Source organism: Roseinatronobacter sp. NSM (genome assembly GCF_052379845.1).
Taxonomy (GTDB): Bacteria; Pseudomonadota; Alphaproteobacteria; order Rhodobacterales; family Rhodobacteraceae; genus Roseinatronobacter.
Genome location: NZ_JBQTCF010000033.1, coordinates 30029 through 45377 on the forward strand (window position 1 = coordinate 30029; position 15349 = coordinate 45377).

Below are 15349 nucleotides of genomic sequence, written 5' to 3' on the forward strand. Positions count from 1 at the left end.
CGCCAGACCAATTGTCGCGGATAGGTGCCGATCAGCGCGTGCCATAGCGCTTGCCCCCGCTGCTGATAGCCCCTATCCACCGGATATGCGCATTCTGAACAACATTGTCACGGATCGCGGGTCCAGATATGCCGTGTCCGGCGGTCCCTGCCGCGACAATGACGACGCACGCAATTTCGTGGCCCTGCTGAAACAGGATCGCAAATTCGCCAGGGCCACCCACCACAGCTGGGCCCTGATCTGTGCCGATGGCCCCCTGAAAAGCGATGACGGCGAGGCGGGGGCGGGCCTGACCATCCTGCGCATGCTGGAACGTGAAGGGGTAAGGGACCACATAATCGTGGTTACACGCTGGTATGGCGGAAAACACCTTGGCGGGGACCGTTTTCGGCATGTGCAAACGGCTGTGCGGCATTATATGGCGCAGATGTAAAACGCGACCACCGCACCAACCAACTGCAATAACCGCAAGACAAGGCTACCTGCCCGTGATCCTGATTGAACATGGCCCCCAAGGCAAACCCGCGCTTTTCGATACGCCCACCCGCCTGCTGGTCGCATGGACGCCGCAAGACGTGCTGCGCGTCCTTGAACAGGCCGAAGCGGCACGCCGCGCCGGCGCATGGGTCGCGGGATACCTGAGCTATGAGGCAGGCCATGTTTTCGAGCCGCGCCTGCATGACTCGCTGAAGGTGGATCACGCGGCCCCGCTGGTGGTGCTTGGCGTCTATGACGCGCCACAGGCCCCCGATGCGTTTTTGCACCACGCAGCCGCCGCAGCCACCGATGCGCAGCTGGCCCCGTTGCAGCCGCTTGTCGAACGCGCCTGTTATGACGCGGCCTTTGCGCGGCTTCAGGACTATATCGAAGCGGGCGATTGTTATCAGATCAACCTGACCTTTCCGCTTGCTACAGAATTGCGTTCGGGCACGGGGCTGGGGCTATACGGGGCGCTGCGCGCGCAGCAATCTGTCGGGTTCGGGGCCTTCATTGATGCAGGGGTCGGCCCGGTCATCATCTCGCGCAGCCCGGAGCTGTTTTTCAGCGTCACCGACGGGGTGATCGAAAGCCGCCCCATGAAAGGCACAGCCCCCCGCAGCCCCGACCCTGTGCGCGATGCAGAATTGTTGCAAGAACTGCTGGACAGTGAAAAATCACAGGCCGAGAATTTGATGATCGTTGACCTGCTGCGCAATGACATTGCGCGCATATCGCGCGTTGGCACAGTGAAGGTGCCCGAACTGTTTGCCATCGACAGTTTCGCCACGGTCCACCAGATGAGCAGCCGCATTCAGGGCCATTTGCAAAACGGCGCCACCCTGCCCGACCTGATGGCGGCGCTGTTTCCCTGCGGGTCCATCACCGGGGCACCCAAGATTCGCGCAATGCAAATCATTGCGGAACTGGAACCCCATGCGCGCGGGGTATATTGCGGGGCACTTGGCTGGGCCGCCCCGTCTGGCGATCAATGCTGGTCTGTGGGAATACGGACCTTGCGCCTGTCGGGCGATGGCCAAATACTGGCGAATGTCGGCGGCGGCGTTGTGCGCGACAGCACAGCCGCAGGCGAATGGGAGGAAGCATTGTGGAAAGCACGCTATATGCAGGCGCTGATCACCCCGGCCTGAAACTGTTTGAAACCATGTATTGGGACGGCCACCGCATACGGCACTGGCCGCTTCATCTGGCGCGCCTGACTGCGGGTGCGCGCGCCTTGGGCTGGACCTGCCCCGAACCTGTCCTTCAAGGCCCCGCTCATCCGGCACGGCTGCGCTTGACACTGGATGCGCAGGGCAAGCTTGAACTGGAAACCCACCCGCTGCCACCACAGGCCACCCAATGGCGTGTCGGGCTGGCGGCTCAACGCCTGACATCCTCAGACCCGTGGTTGCGCATCAAATCCAGCCGCCGTGGCATATATGACAGCGCCCGCGCGTCGTTGCCGGATGGGCTGGATGAACTGATTTTTGTGAATGAACGCAATGAGGTCTGCGACGGCACCATCACGACAGTGTTTTTCGACAGGGGCGATGGCATGCGCACACCCCCTTTGTCATCGGGGCTACTGCCGGGCGTCTTGCGCAGTGCCATGAATTGCCCAGAGGAGGTTTTGCATCCCGAGGACCTGCCCAAGCTGCGTTTATGGGTTGGAAATGCACTGCGCGGCCTGATTGCCGCAACTTATGTGCCTGTTCCCAATCATTGAACTGGATGAATGGTCGGGGCGATAGGATTCGAACCTACGACCTACGGTACCCAAAACCGTCGCGCTACCAAGCTGCGCCACGCCCCGACTGAGGGCTATGTAACGAGGTTCCCCTCCCAAGAAAAGAGGCAATCTTGCCTTTGGCAGAAGAAACCGCATTGCATGGCGTCACGGGTCACAGGGCCATAGCGCGATAGCGTCATCAAGTCGCGGGTGGCGCAACTCTGACCCGATATCAATGCCCATTGAACGCGACAATCCGCCGTTGATTTCCAGCACCATCAGCACATTGTCCCCACCGGGAATCGGTGTTGTATCATGTGGAATGGCGTTGTGATGCACATGTGTGACAGCCCCTGTAGGATCGACAAAGATCATGTCCAGCGGAATCAATGTGTTGCGCATCCAGAAGGACGGGCTGGTGGGGGCCTCGAAAATGAACAGCATGCCTGCCGATCGCGGCAGCGTCTCGCGGTTCATCAGCCCCTGTGCGCGCAGGGCATCGGTATCTGCAATCTCGACGTTGAAACCGGCCTGCCCCCAATCACCGCGCATCTCCACGCGCGTATCCGAACATGCCGCTTGGGCCACGCCGCCAAGGACGGACAGCCCCAGCAAGACCACACCCAGAAGCAGGCCGCGCCGCAGCATCAGCTGTTCCCCACGGGGGTGGTCGCATGTGGCGGCTGGGACATGCCGGATTCCCAGGGTTCAATGGACACAGCCATTCGCCCGCGTTCGCCATCTGCAACGCGCATCGCCAATGCCTCGCCCGGTTGCAATTCCGCAAGCCCGGCACGGCGCAGCGTTTCCATATGCACAAACACATCTTCGGGTTTCCCGAAGATATTGGCAAACCCGAAGCCCTTGACCTTGTCAAACCACTTCACCCGCGCGGGTTCCAGCGGGATGGACATATCAACCGCCGGGGACAGATCGCCGCCCGCCGTGCGGGTTGCGTCTTCGCCTTCGGGGGGTAACACTTCCAGCACCTCAACAGTTTGCAACCCGCGCGTCGTTTTCTGCGCCTGTATCGTAATACGCGCCCCGTCACAGACAGAATTCAAGCCGAAGTTGCGTAACGCATTGGCATGCAACAAAATATCGGACCCTGCCTGTTCAGCAATGATGAACCCGAACCCTTTGCTGGGGTCAAACCATTTGACGACACCGGCGTATTTTTCTGTCGTTTCGTCAGGCGAAGTCATGTTTCTTGTTCCACATCATTTATCTTACGTCCAATACAGCATTTTCGACCAGGTGCCCCGCCAGTACGCCGGGGTATCATACTGTCACGCCACTGCCGATCAAGGCGATAGTCGTGTCACGGTCCATGCGGCGCCGGGCGTGGGTCTGAGCCATCGAAACCGGTCATGCAACCTGAAATCCCCATCTGCCCAAAACTCGATTTCCAGCGGTGTGATGCGATACCCCCCCCAAAACGGCGGGCGCGGCGGGTTTGGCCCAAGCCGCAGGGTCTGACGCGCCACTTCTGCCATCAGGTCCGTGCGTGCGCCCAAAGGCTGGGACTGACGCGACGCCCACGCGCCAAGTCGGCTTTTCAGCGACCGGGACGCGAAATAGGCGTCGGCCTCGGGGCCTTCGGCGCGCGCGGTGACCCCGCGAACCCTGATCTGACGACGCAAGGATTTCCAGTGCAGCACGAAGGCGGCCTTGCCAGCATGGTCAATCTCGCGCGCCTTGACGCTGCCGTAATTGGTGTAGAAGACAAAGCTGTCGTCCAGAATATCCTTCAGCAGGACCATTCGGACATTGGGCGATCCATCTGCATCTACAGTGGACAGCGCAATTGCGTTTGGGTCATTTGGTTCCACCGATTGTGCATCGGACAACCACGTCCTGGCCAGGGCGAAGGGGTCATCACCGGCAAAAATTCCACTACGCGTAGTCACGTTCCCTCCGTGCATAATCCAAAGGGGTATCAACGCATTGCGGTTGCGGCGCTTCGACATCCCTCCAAATTATGACCAAATCTAAATATGACTATGGTATTAATGACTCGGGCGAATAGCGCAACCCCTCGTGACGGGATTAGCCGTTTCAAATTGCGCACGCCCCTCAAATAATCTGCGGGCGCGCCTTAAACAGGCTGACTTGCGCGGCCCGTGCGCTTGGCCTAAAGCATGAAACAACAGCCTACCAGCAAGGAGCGACAGGACAATGGCACAACTGATGAGCGGCAAACGCGGCCTTATCATGGGGCTTGCGAATGACAAGTCCATCGCGTGGGGCATCGCCCGGGCGCTTGCCGAACACGGTGCCGAACTGGCATTTTCCTATCAGGGCGAAGCGCTGAAAAAACGGGTTTTGCCACTGGCCGAAAGCCTGGGAACCCCGCATCTGTTTGAATGCGACGTCACTGACATGGCGTCTGTGGACGGGGTGTTCGACGGGCTGGAGAAGCTTTGGGGCAAAATTGATTTCGTGGTTCACGCGATCGGATTCTCCGACAAGAACGAATTGCGCGGCCGATATGTTGACACGTCGCGCGACAATTTCAACATGACGATGGATATCTCGGTCTATTCATTCACTGCGGTATGCCAGCGCGCGGCCAAACTGATGCCAGAGGGCGGCAGCCTGCTGACCATGACCTATTACGGCGCAGAACAGGTCATGCCGCATTACAATGTTATGGGCGTGGCCAAGGCGGCGCTGGAAGCCTCGGTCAAGTATATCGCCGAGGATCTGGGCAAGGACGGCATCCGCTGCAACGCCATCAGCGCAGGCCCGATCAAGACGCTTGCGGCAAGTGGCATTGGTGATTTCCGCTATATCATGAAATGGAATGAACTGAATTCTCCCCTGCGCCGCAATGTCACGCAAGAAGAAGTCGGCAAGGCGGCGCTGTATCTGCTGTCAGACCTGGGGTCTGGCACGACGGGCGAGAATTTGCATGTCGATGCGGGATACCACGTTGTTGGCATGAAAGCAGTGGATGCGCCCGATATTGACGTTGTGACGGGCAAAAAGGACGCGCATTGACATGACGCTTGCGGCCTTTCTGGCATTTGCAGGGCTATCGCTGTTCGCCGCCATCAGCCCCGGCCCCGCTGTTGTGATGGCCGCGCGCACTGGCCTGCGCGAAGGGTTTAGAACAGGCGTTTTTCTGGCCGTGGGCATTGGCACGGGTGCGGTTTTCTGGGCCTCTGCCGCGCTGTTTGGTTTGGGCGTGATCTTTGCCGCTGCGCCTGCGCTGCTATGGGCGTTGAAAATCACAGGTGCGGCGTATCTGCTGTATCTGGGCTGGGGCATGTGGCGCAATGCACAGACCCCCTTGGATATGTCCCAAACCCGCGCCCTGCCCCGCACGCCCCTGTCCGCGTTCCGTCTGGGATTGCTGACACAACTGGCCAACCCGAAACCCGCAGTCATGTTCGCTGCCATCTTCCTTGGCACGGTGCCCCCACAAACGCCGCTTTGGGTGCTGGGGGCGCTGCTTGCAGTGGTGTTCCTGAATGAAACGCTGTGGACCACGGCTGTGGCGCGCGTCTTTGCCATGGACCGCACACGGGCACGATATATCTCGCTGAAAACCCTGATTGACCGGACCTTTGGCGGGCTGCTGGCCCTGCTGGGGGTCAAGATCGCCGCCACCTGAAAGGAAGACCCATGACCGACCGCCTGCCCCATGAAAAAGGCTTCCATATCAGCTGGGACCAGATCCACCGCGACAGCCGCGCGCTGGCGTGGCGGCTGGACAAGCAAGGCCCCGATGGCGGCCAATGGCGCGCTGTGGTGGCCATTACGCGCGGCGGCCTTGCGCCTGCGATGATCATCTCGCGCGAACTCGATATTCGCGTGGTTGATACGATCAGCGTCAAATCCTATGACCATCAGTCCCGCGATGCTGCCAAAGTGCTGAAATCCCCACAATCCGAGATGATGGGCGACGGCGAGGGTATTTTGATCATCGATGATCTGGTTGATACCGGCAAAACCCTTGAACTGGTCCGCCAGCTCTACCCTAAGGCGCATTTCGCCACAGTCTATGCCAAGCCCCAAGGGCGCGACATGGTCGACACTTTCATCACCGAAGTCAGTCAGGACACATGGATCTTTTTTCCGTGGGATATGGCCTTGCAATATGTCGAACCCTATCGCGGCGCCTAGAATGTGCTGCCCTTAAAGCATATCGCGCAAAAGTGGGAATCGGTTTTGCGCCAAAAGACATGCGACACGCTCTGACGGGCCGTCGCGTGACTTATGCGAACGCAGTATGCGCGCACAGCTTCTGAAAAAGCGCGGGTCTGGCGCGCGGGTTTGAAGGCAAACGACTGCGCGCGGCACGGGCGCAATGACAGGGTTCAGAACGCCCCGCGCGAATCCGGCGGCGGCCAGGGGCACTGGACATTCGGCGCGGTGTTCCCCCGCCCAGGAACCCGGCTTACGCCCCCTTCAATCTATACAGCGGCCAATATTGACGCCAATCCCTGCAAGAATCCCTGTCACGCCACAAACAATCCATGTGCGTTGACAGAGATATCTGCAGGAAACCGGAAGACACAGGACTATGCCGGAAGACCTTGGATGAACGCGTAGAAACAAGGGCTTAAAGGGCGTCTTGGGTGTGTCGCATAGTGATGTGCAATGTTTGCAGGAAAGCATGAAAACTGTACTTAAACCGCATATCAAGGCACCATGTGTCGCCCTTAAACAGCCCATTTAAGCCCTGTTTTATTGGGAATCACACCAGATAGGGCGCAAGGCGGACCTATTGGAACATGCACATAAGTATGCATGTTGTCGCAGCTATGTGCATGTTCAGCACAAGTCTTTGTTATTATAAGATAAAGGCAACGCAGCGGAACATCTAGAGGCCTGCCAAACATGCACGCAATTTACCTGGTTGGAGCAAGCTTTGTTAGTGGATCATCGCCGCGTGGCGTTGCAAAACCCATAGCCTACGAGGTGGCCATGAGGGCAAACGTTCGAAAGTTTCGACGACTACTTCAATCTCATGAGGCCGAGCATTGTCTAATACTACTCCAGTTGATCCATTCCAAATTGGCACGCATATGCCTTCATCTACCATCTCTGCGATAACTTGCTGGTCACCCGTTCGAAAGGCTTGGTCAAACTCGAATAGTGCCCCTAACCATTCGCATCCGTAGGTCGCGTCTGGTGCGTCGATGACTACGAATCGCTTGTGTTCATTCACCCCAGAGTAGGACGCGAATGCTGTCCCTGACATTAAAAGGGTGGCAGAAAGTAATAGTAACCTCACCGCTAACTCCGCGCTTAACTTAACTGGATCTCTGTGTTTTTTGATTGTCAGTCAACTGTTGTTGCCAGCACTTGCACACCGTCTGATCACATCCGACAAGTGGTATAGTAAATCCTTCATCAGCCGGCCTAATAACTTTGTCAGCGGCAACAGCTACTGCGCATGGGCATTCCTGCGGGCCTAGCCTTAGCTCCACCCATGGAAGAGCGCGCTTTGTGCGCTCCATCCGATTACGCTGCGCAGATAATTGAATTACGCGCATCGCCATGCCCACTGTTTCTGAAAATGGTTCGCGCCGTTTTTTTGGTATGCCCGTGAGCCGCTGATTTAGCGCATTAATCAAATTTTCGGGTGTTAAATTTTCATCGCGTCGCCAAAGAATCGACCATTTCAAAGCCAGCAATCTCTGGCTATGAGTTGTGTTTTCGGGATTTCTCAAGCCACGAAAGTGTGGTGGGCGCGGGCGTCCATCCGGACCTATTTCAATATCTGGCAGATGTTCCAGATTTGCTTTTTGTTTATTTTTGAACCAATGAAACATGACGATCATCCCCAAGTATGCCCTGACCAAACGATCTGGCCAAGGATATTTTCGCTGATGTCGTTCATGGCGTCGCCAATACGGTGCTCCGTCGGGTGTTTGGGGTTATCCGAGCGCAGTAGAAGGGCGGTGCTCGGAATGACTTCAATGCGTTTTATCCGTAATGTCTCGCCATCACGGAACGCGTATATCTGACCCGAGCGAATATGGCGTTTACGCCGGTCGATCATCACAAGATCACCATCATAGAGGCTGGGTTCCATACTGTCGCCACGTACATTGATGAGGACACTGTCGCCCGCAGAGATACCGTTCTGAGCAAGCCAGCGCTTCGAGAAAGCCAGATGGTCGATCGGCGGGCCATCAAAATTGATCATGCCGTTGCCTGCTTCGCCAACCGCGTCATAGCGCGCAACGGTGTCAAATTGTTCGCCCGCGACCGTAGTGGTTGGAGGAGCTCCAGCGCTTCGAGGCGGCCCGAAATAGAATTCAAGACCAAGGACTTCAGAAAGGCGCTGTAGCGCAGGAAGATTGTACCGCTTCTCGCCTTTGCGCTCCATTCGAAGGTTCTTGATAAGCGAAGGGTGACCAACGGCAAGCTTAGAGGCTGCCGCATCCGACAAGCCTTTTCGTTTTAGTGCCTCATCAATGGTCGTAAGAATCGGGTCCATCGAAGCACTTTAGCCACTAGCGGCTAATTCGTAAATAGTTAGCTTGTAGCGGCTTGACTTGTCGGGCCTGTAGTGGCTAACTATGAGCATGACACAGAGCAGTGCCCTCATAACCCTCGCAGAGACGCTGGCCGCCCATCAGGGCGTGACGCATTACGCGATCTCGATGCGCGCCCTAAAAAAGGGCGACTTCTTCAAAAAGCTGGTGGCGGGCGGAGATTGCCGTACTGCCACTGCAACCCGCGTTCTGAACTGGTTCCACAACAACTGGCCCGATGATCTTGCGTGGCCTTCGGATGTTCCGCGCCCCGATGCGCGCGCAAAGAAGCGGAGGATCGCGTGATGCGAAGCATAATCCGTGCGCTACGCAGTCTTGATGATCACTGGATCGGTGATCTGATCGGCGGGGTATGCCTTTTTGGCGCAATGATCCTGCTGGTGATCATAGCGGGGGTGCTGTCATGAGCCTGGTGGACAGCATGCTATCCGCTGAAGAGCGCTTCGGGCGTGTCCGCGAGACAGTTGCGCAACTGCGCAAGCCCGCATGTACCGGGTTCGCACGTACCCATCTGTCGCGCCGCCTGATTGATGATCTGGCACATCTGGAAGAGATCGGCGCGCTGGAGAGTGTGGCCGAGGTTCTGGGAGTGGCATTCGGAGGGCGGGTGTGATGGCAGAATATCGGGTTCAGAAGGTGCGCGATGCCTTTCTTGTGCTGAACGCCGAGGGGGAGCGCGTAGGCCCGTTCTGGACAAATGAACTGGCCGCAGAACGTGAACGGCAGCGGATGCAGGAGGCCTTCGATATACGCCTGAAGCGCGTGTTGCGGCCTTGTCTGTGCTGTGAAGCGCAGTTTCATTCGCAGGGCATCCATAACCGTCTTTGCGATGCGTGCAAGGCCCATGCGAACGCGCTTGGGCGCGAGATGACGGGGTAAGCCGTGATGCATGCAGCCCCCCTGACTTCACCCAGATTGCAGCGCGTATTGCAGCTGCTGCGTGACGGACGCCCGCATACGACGCGCGATATTGTGCGGCGCGCGCGGGTGATGGCGGTGAATGCCTGCATATCAGAACTGCGCCAGCATGGCGCTGAAATCACCTGCGCGGCCCAGATCGTGAATGGACAGCGGCGGTTTTACTACACGATGATCAAGGAACCGAAATGATGAAGACGCCTCGTCTTATGCAGATCGACCGCGTGTCGGTGTCTGATATCGAAGTATCGAACCGGCTGCGGCCCGTCTCGGAAGCGGGTGTCGAGAGTATCATCGCGTCCATTCAGGAAACTGGTGTGATGAAGGACGCCATACACCTGCGCCAGAAGAAGGGCGGAAAGCTGGTTCTGATCGCGGGCGGGCACCGGCTTGAGGCCGCAAAGCGGCTGGGGTGGACTGAGATAGAGGCGAAGGTCTGGGCCGATGTGACCGACGACTGGGCGCAGCTTATGGAGATTGATGACAATATCGCCGGGGCGGAACTTTGCCCGCTCGATACAGCTGTGTTTCTTGCTGCGCGAAAGCGGATTTATGAGAAGCTGCATCCTGAGAGCAAGCATGCTGTTGGTGCCGCACTGGCGGCAAAGCGGTGGGATGCGACGGACACGATGTCCGTCGCATTCACTGCGGCGACCGCCGAGAAATTCGGCATGTCGGATAGGCATGTGCGCCGCCTGATCGCCGCAGGCGGTCGCCTCGACCCGCGCGATATTGCGCTGCTGCGGAAAGCCCCCAAGCCGGTCACACTGAAAGACCTGGCTGAGATTGCCAAGATCAACGAAACTGTCGAGCGCTATGACGTGGTTGCGGCACTTTCTGAGGGGCGCGCGAAATCTGCCGCAGATGCGCGCAAGAAGCGCAATGCGGCTGACAAGAATGCCCCTATTGAAGACCCTGTTGAAGCCGCGTTCAATGCTCTGAAAAAAGCATGGTTGCGCGCGCCTATGGCCGCGAAGAAGCGCTTCCTGCTTGAGCATGCGTCCGAGGTCTGGGAGGCGACGGGCAACGGCGCTGCGCTGGGAGCCTGGGAGAAGGCCCTTGATGACGCTGGTGGCGCAGATGACAGCGCAGCCTTCACATCGCGGCGGGGGATCGCATGACCGAACTTATCCCCGCGAAAATCTGGTGGACGGCATCGGAGTTGGCAGAAGCCGGGCTGCCAGATCTGCCAGGCACACGACAAAACGTTGAGCGCTGGATCAAGTCCATCAACCTTCGTGCGCATCCTGATTTTGCGCGCAAGCGACAGGGGCGCGGTGGGGGCTGGGAATACCACTGGAAGGCGTTGCCGAGCCGCGCACAGCGCAAGCTGTTGAGTGAGGCTATCGCGCCAAGTGCCGCGCCCGCGCCCGCCCGCGATGAAGTATGGCAGTGGTTTGAGGGGTTGCCGGAGGCCGTTCAGGACAAGGCGCGGACGCGGCTGAAAATTATTCAGGCGGTTGAGGCGCTGGAAGGTCAGGAAGGCCGTTATATGGCAGTGGATGCTGTTGCGCGAATGGAAGATGTCAGTGCGCGTAGCATCTGGAACTGGTTGTCACTGATCGAAGGTGTGCGCCGAGATGACCGCTTGCCTTATTTGGCCCCGCGCCACCGTGCAGCCAAGCGTAAGGAGACCCGCGACGAGGTTGATCCGGATTTCATGGACTGGCTGAAGTCCGACTATCTTCGGCTGGCGCGGCCCAGTTTTGCGACCTGCTACCGGCGTGCCGTGCGTGTTGCGCAGTCAAAGGGTTGGGCAATCAGCCCCGAGCACACGATGCGGCGGCGCTACAAGGAACAGGTGTCACGCCCGACCGAAGTGTTGGCGCGCTATGGTCTGGAGAAGCTCAAGCGCATGTTTCCGGCGCAGGTACGGGATAAAACCGCGCTGCAGGCGCTGGAAGTGGTCAATGCCGATTACCACAAGTTCGATGTGTTCGTGCGCTGGCCCGGCGAGGCGAAGCCCGTGCGCCCGCAGATGGTGGCGTTTCAGGATATCTATTCCGGTCTAATCCTGTCGTGGCGGCTGGATCTGACGGCCAATTCCAATGGCGTCATGCTGGCTGCTGGCGACATGATCGAGGATTGGGGTATTCCGGAACATGTGGTTCTGGACAATGGTCGGGAATTCGCCGCCAAGCTGGTGACAGGCGGCACTCAGACACGGTTTCGTTTCAAGGTTCTGGAGGATGATATTCCGGGGCTGTTTGTCGCGCTTGATGTGAAGGTGCATTGGGCGACGCCCTATAGCGGGCAATCAAAGCCTATCGAGCGCGCGTTTCGTGACATGTGCGATGCGATCAGCCGCGATCCGCGTTTTGAGGGGGCCTGGACGGGCAACACCATCGACGCGAAGCCCGAGAATTACGGCAACCGCGCTATCCCGCTGGATCAGTTTCTGCGTGTGGTCGAGGAAGGCATTCAGGAACATAACCTGCGACAGGGGCGGCGTTCCGAGGTCGCTTGGGGGCGCAGTTTCCGCGAGGTGTTTGACGAGAGCTATGCGAGGGCACCAATCCGCAAGGCAACCGAGGCGCAGCGGCGTCTGTGGTTGATGGGAGCCAAAGGCCTGCGCGGCGATAGCCGGAGCGGTGAGCTGAAATTCCAGGGCAACCAATACTGGGCGGCATGGATGCATGAATTGGCAGGCAAGCGCGTGATTGCGCGATTTGATCCAGCGGACCTTTGGGATGGCCTGCATATTTACAGCATGGAGAACGCCTATCTTGGTCATGCGCCCGCGCGCGAAAAAGGCGGCTTCCTTTCGATTGATGAAGCCCGGCGCACGCAACGCGATCGCGCGGCGTATATCAAGGCCGAGCGTGTCGCCGTGGCCGCACATCGCAAGCTGAAGGCGCGTGATCTGGGGGCTGATCTGGATGCGGCACCCCTACCTGATGCAGCCCCTGCGGTCGAGGCCAAGATCGTGCGGCCCGTCTTTGAAAAGCGGCGCGGCGCTGATCCGGAGGCCCCGCGCGCTGATCTGTCGGCGGCACAGGCTGCAGTGGTGGCGGATCTGCAGACACGCCGCGCGAAACCAAATGACCAGAGCGAGAGTGATATCGAGCGCTTTAAGCGGGCGCTGGAGCTGGAGGCGAAGCGCGATGCCGGTGAGGCGCTTGCGCCAGAGCAGGAGCGTTTCCTGATGATGTATTCCCAGACGTCCGATTATCGGGCGCACAAGAAGATGATGGAAGATTTCGGGGCTTCCTACCTCGGATGAAGAACCGCCGGGGGCGGTGCAACGCCCACCGGCGGCAGAGCGGTAGAATGGAGATTAAGATGACAGACGAGAGGCAGCTTTACAATAGCGTCGCACCGCTGCGGAATGTAGCCGCACTGGTCGCATTGATAGACCGCGTGCAGAACAGGGCACTTGGTCTGCCGGGAATGGCCTGCTTTTATGGACCTTCGGGTTTCGGCAAAAGCACGGCAGCCGTGTATGCGGAGAACCGGTTTCAGGCATTTCAGGTTCAGGTCAAATCAGCATGGTCGAAAAAGAAGTTTTGTGAGGCCGTCCTGGGCGAGATGGCTGTCCGGCCTGCGCGCAGTATCGGGGACATGGTGGATCAGATATCCGAGCATCTGGCGATCACCGGTGCGCCGCTGCTGATCGATGAGGCCGACCATCTGGTCGCGCGCAAAATGATCGAGATCGTGCGCGATATCTATGAGGGATCACAGGCACCGGTAATCCTGATCGGCGAGGAATTGTTGCCCCAGAAGCTGAAGGAATGGGAGCGCGTCCATGGCCGCATGCTTGACTGGGTGGCGGCGGAACCTGGCACGATCGACGATGTGGAGAAGCTATTGCCGATCTATGCGCCCAGTGTGCGGTTTGATCGGGCACTTTGCGAGGCTATCCTGAAACACTCGCATCATTCCATCCGGCGGATCAGTGTCAATATCGCCAAAGTGGCCGAGCGCGCCAAAATCCTGGGGCGCGATGAGATGGGTGTTGGCGACTGGGATGCACGTCAGTTTTTCACCGGTGCAGCCCCCGCGCCCCGGAGGAATGTGGCATGAGTGGTCGGGTCACCCAGCGCAACGAAGCGCAGGCAACGCTGGCATGGAACGTAGCCCTGCGCAAAGGCGAATTCACCTATCAGGATATCTCGGCAGAGACGGGTATCGGCATAAGAAATACAACCAGTCTGGTGCGCAGTTGGGAGGCGCGCAATGCCGTGATGCGGATAGGCAGGATTGGCAATCGTCAAGGGTTTCGCGTCAGGCAAGACGAACGTCCGGTCGCGGCACGGCGGGACGGTACCGCAATGCGGCACGAAACTGCGGCAGGGAACATGTGGCGGGCGATGCGCGGGTTGCGCGTCTTCACGCCCACCGATATCGCCGCGCATTCGAATACGCCAACATGTCATGTGGCCCTGCCTGCGGCACAGGAATACTGCCAGATGCTGGCGCGCGCCGGATATCTGAAGGTCGAGCGCAAGGCGGTTCCCGGACGGCGCGAAGCGGCCTATCGGTTGATGCGCAACACGGGACCATTGCCGCCCCGTGAACGCCGGGTGCGCGCCGTCTACGATGATAACCTTTGCGAATTCACGCATATGGCAGGTGGCCAATGAGTGGGCCGTTAGAGGTTGCCCGCGACGCCTGGGGCGATGCCTTGCCTGATTGGGTGGAGCGCCTTGCCCTGCAATGTGCAGCCAGCAGTCAGAACAAGGTGGCACTGCGCCTTGATCGCTCTGCCGCCTTGGTCAGTCAGGTGCTGCGGAACAAATACCCCGGCGATCTGGCGCGGATTGAGGAGTTGTTTCGCGGGCATTTCATGGCTGAGACAGTGCGGTGTCCTGAGTTGGGTGCACTGCCCTTGCATGAGTGCCATGGCTGGATGGCCAAAGCGCGGCGGTTCCAGTCCTCCAACAGCCTGCGGGTGCGGATGTACCGCGCCTGTCAGCGCTGTCCAAGGTTCAGGAAAGGAGACAAAGATGCCGGAAAGTAAGCCAGCGCGGGCATTCGACGAGTTGCTGGCGCAGCATCAGATCGCTGAACTGACCCATCGCGCGCAGGAGCACGAAATGGCAGCTGCAATCCTGATTGTCGCCGCCCGGATTATCGGGGCAGCGGCGCTTGAAGATGATGCTTCATTCGAACAAAACCTTGCTCGTTTCCGCACCGATGCGCGTTTCGCGCGAAGCCAGATGCGGGCAACAATGCAGGCCAAAGCGATGATCGATCGGGCGCGCGGAGGTGGCTATGCCCATTGACCGCTGGACAGAGGCCGAGATGTTGCGGTTGGCTGCGCGCGGAGTGCTGAAGGTTGACCTTCTGGGGATGCGCGGCACCACGCTTGTGACCTGCGACGAACTGGCCGCGATGGCGGCTGTACTCGCCTTGTCGGGCGCACTGCCCGATGAACTTCTTACCCCGAAAACTCTTTCAAAAGGAACTGACTGATGTCTGAGCATACCCCTATGCCAATCCCCGACGGCCGCGTTGAAGTGGGCGGGAAAACCTACATGCCCGACACCAAGGGCAATCTCGTCCCCGTCGAACTGATCGCGCCCGCGACACAGCTGGAAGATGAGACTGTGCGCAAGATCATGAGCTACGCCGTAGACCTGTCCGAGCAAGTTGCACGGTTCAAGGGCCATACGTTCGAAGACCTTGGCGCGCTGGAAGCACTGCTCGGCCAAGAATATGGTGTCACCAAGGGCGGTGCCAAAGGCAACAAGACCTTCATGAG

At 58.8% G+C, this 15349-nt stretch carries 24 protein-coding genes and 1 tRNA gene; 19 read left to right on the forward strand and 6 right to left on the reverse strand.

The features are described from left to right. The first annotated feature begins 85 nt into the window (after positions 1-85). The 3 genes from ACTZWY_RS16105 to ACTZWY_RS16115 are packed head-to-tail and all read left to right on the forward strand — an operon-like array spanning position 86 to position 2206. Positions 86-433, forward strand: coding sequence for a YigZ family protein (locus tag ACTZWY_RS16105; protein WP_444791728.1), 348 nt, complete (start codon positions 86-88; stop codon positions 431-433). Positions 434-488: 55 nt separating this feature from the next. Then, positions 489-1628, forward strand: a complete 1140-nt coding sequence (locus ACTZWY_RS16110) for an aminodeoxychorismate synthase component I (protein WP_444791729.1) — start codon at positions 489-491, stop codon at positions 1626-1628. Continuing rightward, on the forward strand, positions 1586-2206 hold the full coding sequence (locus tag ACTZWY_RS16115) for an aminotransferase class IV family protein (protein ID WP_444791730.1): 621 nt from the start codon (positions 1586-1588) through the stop codon (positions 2204-2206). The genes ACTZWY_RS16110 and ACTZWY_RS16115 overlap by 43 nt, the downstream gene beginning before the upstream one ends. Before the next feature lie 10 nt (positions 2207-2216). Here ACTZWY_RS16115 and ACTZWY_RS16120 read toward each other — a convergent pair. The 4 genes from ACTZWY_RS16120 to pdxH all read right to left on the reverse strand — a co-directional run bounded on the left by ACTZWY_RS16120 (position 2217) and on the right by pdxH (position 4119). Next, positions 2217-2293, reverse strand: a tRNA-Pro gene (locus ACTZWY_RS16120). An 81-nt stretch (positions 2294-2374) separates the two neighbouring features. Then, positions 2375-2857 carry a DUF192 domain-containing protein gene (locus ACTZWY_RS16125; protein WP_444791731.1) on the reverse strand — a complete coding sequence of 161 codons (483 nt, stop codon included), beginning with the start codon at positions 2855-2857 and terminating at the stop codon, positions 2375-2377. Then, positions 2857-3414 (reverse strand): cold-shock protein, encoded by a 558-nt coding sequence (locus ACTZWY_RS16130; RefSeq protein ID WP_444791732.1) that lies wholly within the window; start codon positions 3412-3414, stop codon positions 2857-2859. The genes ACTZWY_RS16125 and ACTZWY_RS16130 overlap by 1 nt, the downstream gene beginning before the upstream one ends. Positions 3415-3513: 99 nt before the next feature. Further along, positions 3514-4119 carry a pyridoxamine 5'-phosphate oxidase gene (pdxH, locus tag ACTZWY_RS16135; RefSeq protein ID WP_444791733.1) on the reverse strand — a complete coding sequence of 202 codons (606 nt, stop codon included), beginning with the start codon at positions 4117-4119 and terminating at the stop codon, positions 3514-3516. Positions 4120-4387: 268 nt separating this feature from the next. Here pdxH and fabI point away from each other — a divergent pair, with 268 nt between their 5' ends. From fabI to gpt, 3 genes are read left to right on the forward strand one after another with little or no spacing between them, the layout of a single operon-like run. Beyond that, the gene (gene fabI, locus ACTZWY_RS16140; protein WP_444791734.1) at positions 4388-5212 is read left to right on the forward strand and encodes an enoyl-ACP reductase FabI; all 825 of its coding nucleotides are present in this window, start codon (positions 4388-4390) and stop codon (positions 5210-5212) included. 1 nt (position 5213) lies between these two features. Continuing rightward, positions 5214-5828 (forward strand): LysE family translocator, encoded by a 615-nt coding sequence (locus ACTZWY_RS16145; RefSeq protein ID WP_444791735.1) that lies wholly within the window; start codon positions 5214-5216, stop codon positions 5826-5828. An 11-nt stretch (positions 5829-5839) separates the two neighbouring features. After that, a complete protein-coding gene (gene gpt, locus ACTZWY_RS16150; protein WP_444791736.1) occupies positions 5840-6340 on the forward strand; it encodes a xanthine phosphoribosyltransferase in 501 nt (166 codons plus the stop codon). Positions 6341-7473: 1133 nt separating this feature from the next. Here the strand turns inward: gpt and ACTZWY_RS16155 are convergent. Beyond that, positions 7474-8004, reverse strand: a complete 531-nt coding sequence (locus tag ACTZWY_RS16155; RefSeq protein ID WP_444791737.1) for a hypothetical protein — start codon at positions 8002-8004, stop codon at positions 7474-7476. Further along, the gene (locus ACTZWY_RS16160) at positions 8001-8666 is read right to left on the reverse strand and encodes a S24 family peptidase (RefSeq protein ID WP_444791738.1); all 666 of its coding nucleotides are present in this window, start codon (positions 8664-8666) and stop codon (positions 8001-8003) included. The genes ACTZWY_RS16155 and ACTZWY_RS16160 overlap by 4 nt, the downstream gene beginning before the upstream one ends. Before the next feature lie 88 nt (positions 8667-8754). On the opposite strand from ACTZWY_RS16160, the gene ACTZWY_RS16165 reads away from it, so the two are divergent. The 13 genes from ACTZWY_RS16165 to ACTZWY_RS16225 all read left to right on the forward strand — a co-directional run. Continuing rightward, positions 8755-9009 carry a hypothetical protein gene (locus tag ACTZWY_RS16165; RefSeq protein ID WP_444791739.1) on the forward strand — a complete coding sequence of 85 codons (255 nt, stop codon included), beginning with the start codon at positions 8755-8757 and terminating at the stop codon, positions 9007-9009. Then, positions 9009-9131: a hypothetical protein gene (locus ACTZWY_RS16170; RefSeq protein ID WP_444791740.1), complete on the forward strand. Its 123-nt coding sequence runs from the start codon at positions 9009-9011 to the stop codon at positions 9129-9131. Before ACTZWY_RS16165 ends, ACTZWY_RS16170 begins: the two co-directional genes overlap by 1 nt. Beyond that, positions 9128-9337: a hypothetical protein gene (locus tag ACTZWY_RS16175; RefSeq protein ID WP_444791741.1), complete on the forward strand. Its 210-nt coding sequence runs from the start codon at positions 9128-9130 to the stop codon at positions 9335-9337. The genes ACTZWY_RS16170 and ACTZWY_RS16175 overlap by 4 nt, the downstream gene beginning before the upstream one ends. Then, positions 9337-9603: a hypothetical protein gene (locus ACTZWY_RS16180; protein WP_444791742.1), complete on the forward strand. Its 267-nt coding sequence runs from the start codon at positions 9337-9339 to the stop codon at positions 9601-9603. The genes ACTZWY_RS16175 and ACTZWY_RS16180 overlap by 1 nt, the downstream gene beginning before the upstream one ends. Positions 9604-9606: 3 nt before the next feature. Beyond that, positions 9607-9834: a hypothetical protein gene (locus ACTZWY_RS16185; protein WP_444791743.1), complete on the forward strand. Its 228-nt coding sequence runs from the start codon at positions 9607-9609 to the stop codon at positions 9832-9834. Then, on the forward strand, positions 9831-10763 hold the full coding sequence (locus ACTZWY_RS16190) for a ParB/RepB/Spo0J family partition protein (RefSeq protein ID WP_444791744.1): 933 nt from the start codon (positions 9831-9833) through the stop codon (positions 10761-10763). Before ACTZWY_RS16185 ends, ACTZWY_RS16190 begins: the two co-directional genes overlap by 4 nt. Continuing rightward, on the forward strand, positions 10760-12865 hold the full coding sequence (locus ACTZWY_RS16195; protein ID WP_444791745.1) for a transposase domain-containing protein: 2106 nt from the start codon (positions 10760-10762) through the stop codon (positions 12863-12865). Before ACTZWY_RS16190 ends, ACTZWY_RS16195 begins: the two co-directional genes overlap by 4 nt. A gap of 59 nt (positions 12866-12924) precedes the next feature. Further along, positions 12925-13668: an AAA family ATPase gene (locus ACTZWY_RS16200; RefSeq protein WP_444791746.1), complete on the forward strand. Its 744-nt coding sequence runs from the start codon at positions 12925-12927 to the stop codon at positions 13666-13668. Beyond that, positions 13665-14228, forward strand: a complete 564-nt coding sequence (locus ACTZWY_RS16205) for a hypothetical protein (protein ID WP_444791747.1) — start codon at positions 13665-13667, stop codon at positions 14226-14228. The genes ACTZWY_RS16200 and ACTZWY_RS16205 overlap by 4 nt, the downstream gene beginning before the upstream one ends. Continuing rightward, complete coding sequence (locus ACTZWY_RS16210) at positions 14225-14605, forward strand: hypothetical protein (protein ID WP_444791748.1); 381 nt, start codon at positions 14225-14227, stop codon at positions 14603-14605. The genes ACTZWY_RS16205 and ACTZWY_RS16210 overlap by 4 nt, the downstream gene beginning before the upstream one ends. Further along, positions 14592-14870, forward strand: a complete 279-nt coding sequence (locus tag ACTZWY_RS16215; protein WP_444791749.1) for a hypothetical protein — start codon at positions 14592-14594, stop codon at positions 14868-14870. Before ACTZWY_RS16210 ends, ACTZWY_RS16215 begins: the two co-directional genes overlap by 14 nt. Beyond that, complete coding sequence (locus ACTZWY_RS16220; protein ID WP_444791750.1) at positions 14860-15060, forward strand: hypothetical protein; 201 nt, start codon at positions 14860-14862, stop codon at positions 15058-15060. The genes ACTZWY_RS16215 and ACTZWY_RS16220 overlap by 11 nt, the downstream gene beginning before the upstream one ends. Then, a partial coding sequence (locus ACTZWY_RS16225) for a DUF3164 family protein (protein WP_444791751.1) occupies positions 15060-15349 on the forward strand: 290 nt, incomplete at its 3' end. The genes ACTZWY_RS16220 and ACTZWY_RS16225, both read left to right, overlap by 1 nt.

What these genes read in the sequence shown, in the direction of transcription:
- ACTZWY_RS16105 (WP_444791728.1), top strand. Translation starts at nt 86, where the DNA reads ATGCGCATTCTGAACAACATTGTCACGGATCGCGGGTCCAGATATGCC.
- ACTZWY_RS16125 (WP_444791731.1), bottom strand. Translation starts at nt 2,857, where the DNA reads ATGCTGCGGCGCGGCCTGCTTCTGGGTGTGGTCTTGCTGGGGCTGTCC.
- ACTZWY_RS16130 (WP_444791732.1), bottom strand. Translation starts at nt 3,414, where the DNA reads ATGACTTCGCCTGACGAAACGACAGAAAAATACGCCGGTGTCGTCAAA.
- fabI (WP_444791734.1), top strand. Translation starts at nt 4,388, where the DNA reads ATGGCACAACTGATGAGCGGCAAACGCGGCCTTATCATGGGGCTTGCG.
- ACTZWY_RS16145 (WP_444791735.1), top strand. Translation starts at nt 5,214, where the DNA reads ATGACGCTTGCGGCCTTTCTGGCATTTGCAGGGCTATCGCTGTTCGCC.
- gpt (WP_444791736.1), top strand. Translation starts at nt 5,840, where the DNA reads ATGACCGACCGCCTGCCCCATGAAAAAGGCTTCCATATCAGCTGGGAC.
- ACTZWY_RS16155 (WP_444791737.1), bottom strand. Translation starts at nt 8,004, where the DNA reads ATGATCGTCATGTTTCATTGGTTCAAAAATAAACAAAAAGCAAATCTG.
- ACTZWY_RS16160 (WP_444791738.1), bottom strand. Translation starts at nt 8,666, where the DNA reads ATGGACCCGATTCTTACGACCATTGATGAGGCACTAAAACGAAAAGGC.
- ACTZWY_RS16165 (WP_444791739.1), top strand. Translation starts at nt 8,755, where the DNA reads ATGACACAGAGCAGTGCCCTCATAACCCTCGCAGAGACGCTGGCCGCC.
- ACTZWY_RS16170 (WP_444791740.1), top strand. Translation starts at nt 9,009, where the DNA reads ATGCGAAGCATAATCCGTGCGCTACGCAGTCTTGATGATCACTGGATC.
- ACTZWY_RS16175 (WP_444791741.1), top strand. Translation starts at nt 9,128, where the DNA reads ATGAGCCTGGTGGACAGCATGCTATCCGCTGAAGAGCGCTTCGGGCGT.
- ACTZWY_RS16180 (WP_444791742.1), top strand. Translation starts at nt 9,337, where the DNA reads ATGGCAGAATATCGGGTTCAGAAGGTGCGCGATGCCTTTCTTGTGCTG.
- ACTZWY_RS16190 (WP_444791744.1), top strand. Translation starts at nt 9,831, where the DNA reads ATGATGAAGACGCCTCGTCTTATGCAGATCGACCGCGTGTCGGTGTCT.
- ACTZWY_RS16195 (WP_444791745.1), top strand. Translation starts at nt 10,760, where the DNA reads ATGACCGAACTTATCCCCGCGAAAATCTGGTGGACGGCATCGGAGTTG.
- ACTZWY_RS16200 (WP_444791746.1), top strand. Translation starts at nt 12,925, where the DNA reads ATGACAGACGAGAGGCAGCTTTACAATAGCGTCGCACCGCTGCGGAAT.
- ACTZWY_RS16205 (WP_444791747.1), top strand. Translation starts at nt 13,665, where the DNA reads ATGAGTGGTCGGGTCACCCAGCGCAACGAAGCGCAGGCAACGCTGGCA.
- ACTZWY_RS16210 (WP_444791748.1), top strand. Translation starts at nt 14,225, where the DNA reads ATGAGTGGGCCGTTAGAGGTTGCCCGCGACGCCTGGGGCGATGCCTTG.
- ACTZWY_RS16215 (WP_444791749.1), top strand. Translation starts at nt 14,592, where the DNA reads ATGCCGGAAAGTAAGCCAGCGCGGGCATTCGACGAGTTGCTGGCGCAG.
- ACTZWY_RS16220 (WP_444791750.1), top strand. Translation starts at nt 14,860, where the DNA reads ATGCCCATTGACCGCTGGACAGAGGCCGAGATGTTGCGGTTGGCTGCG.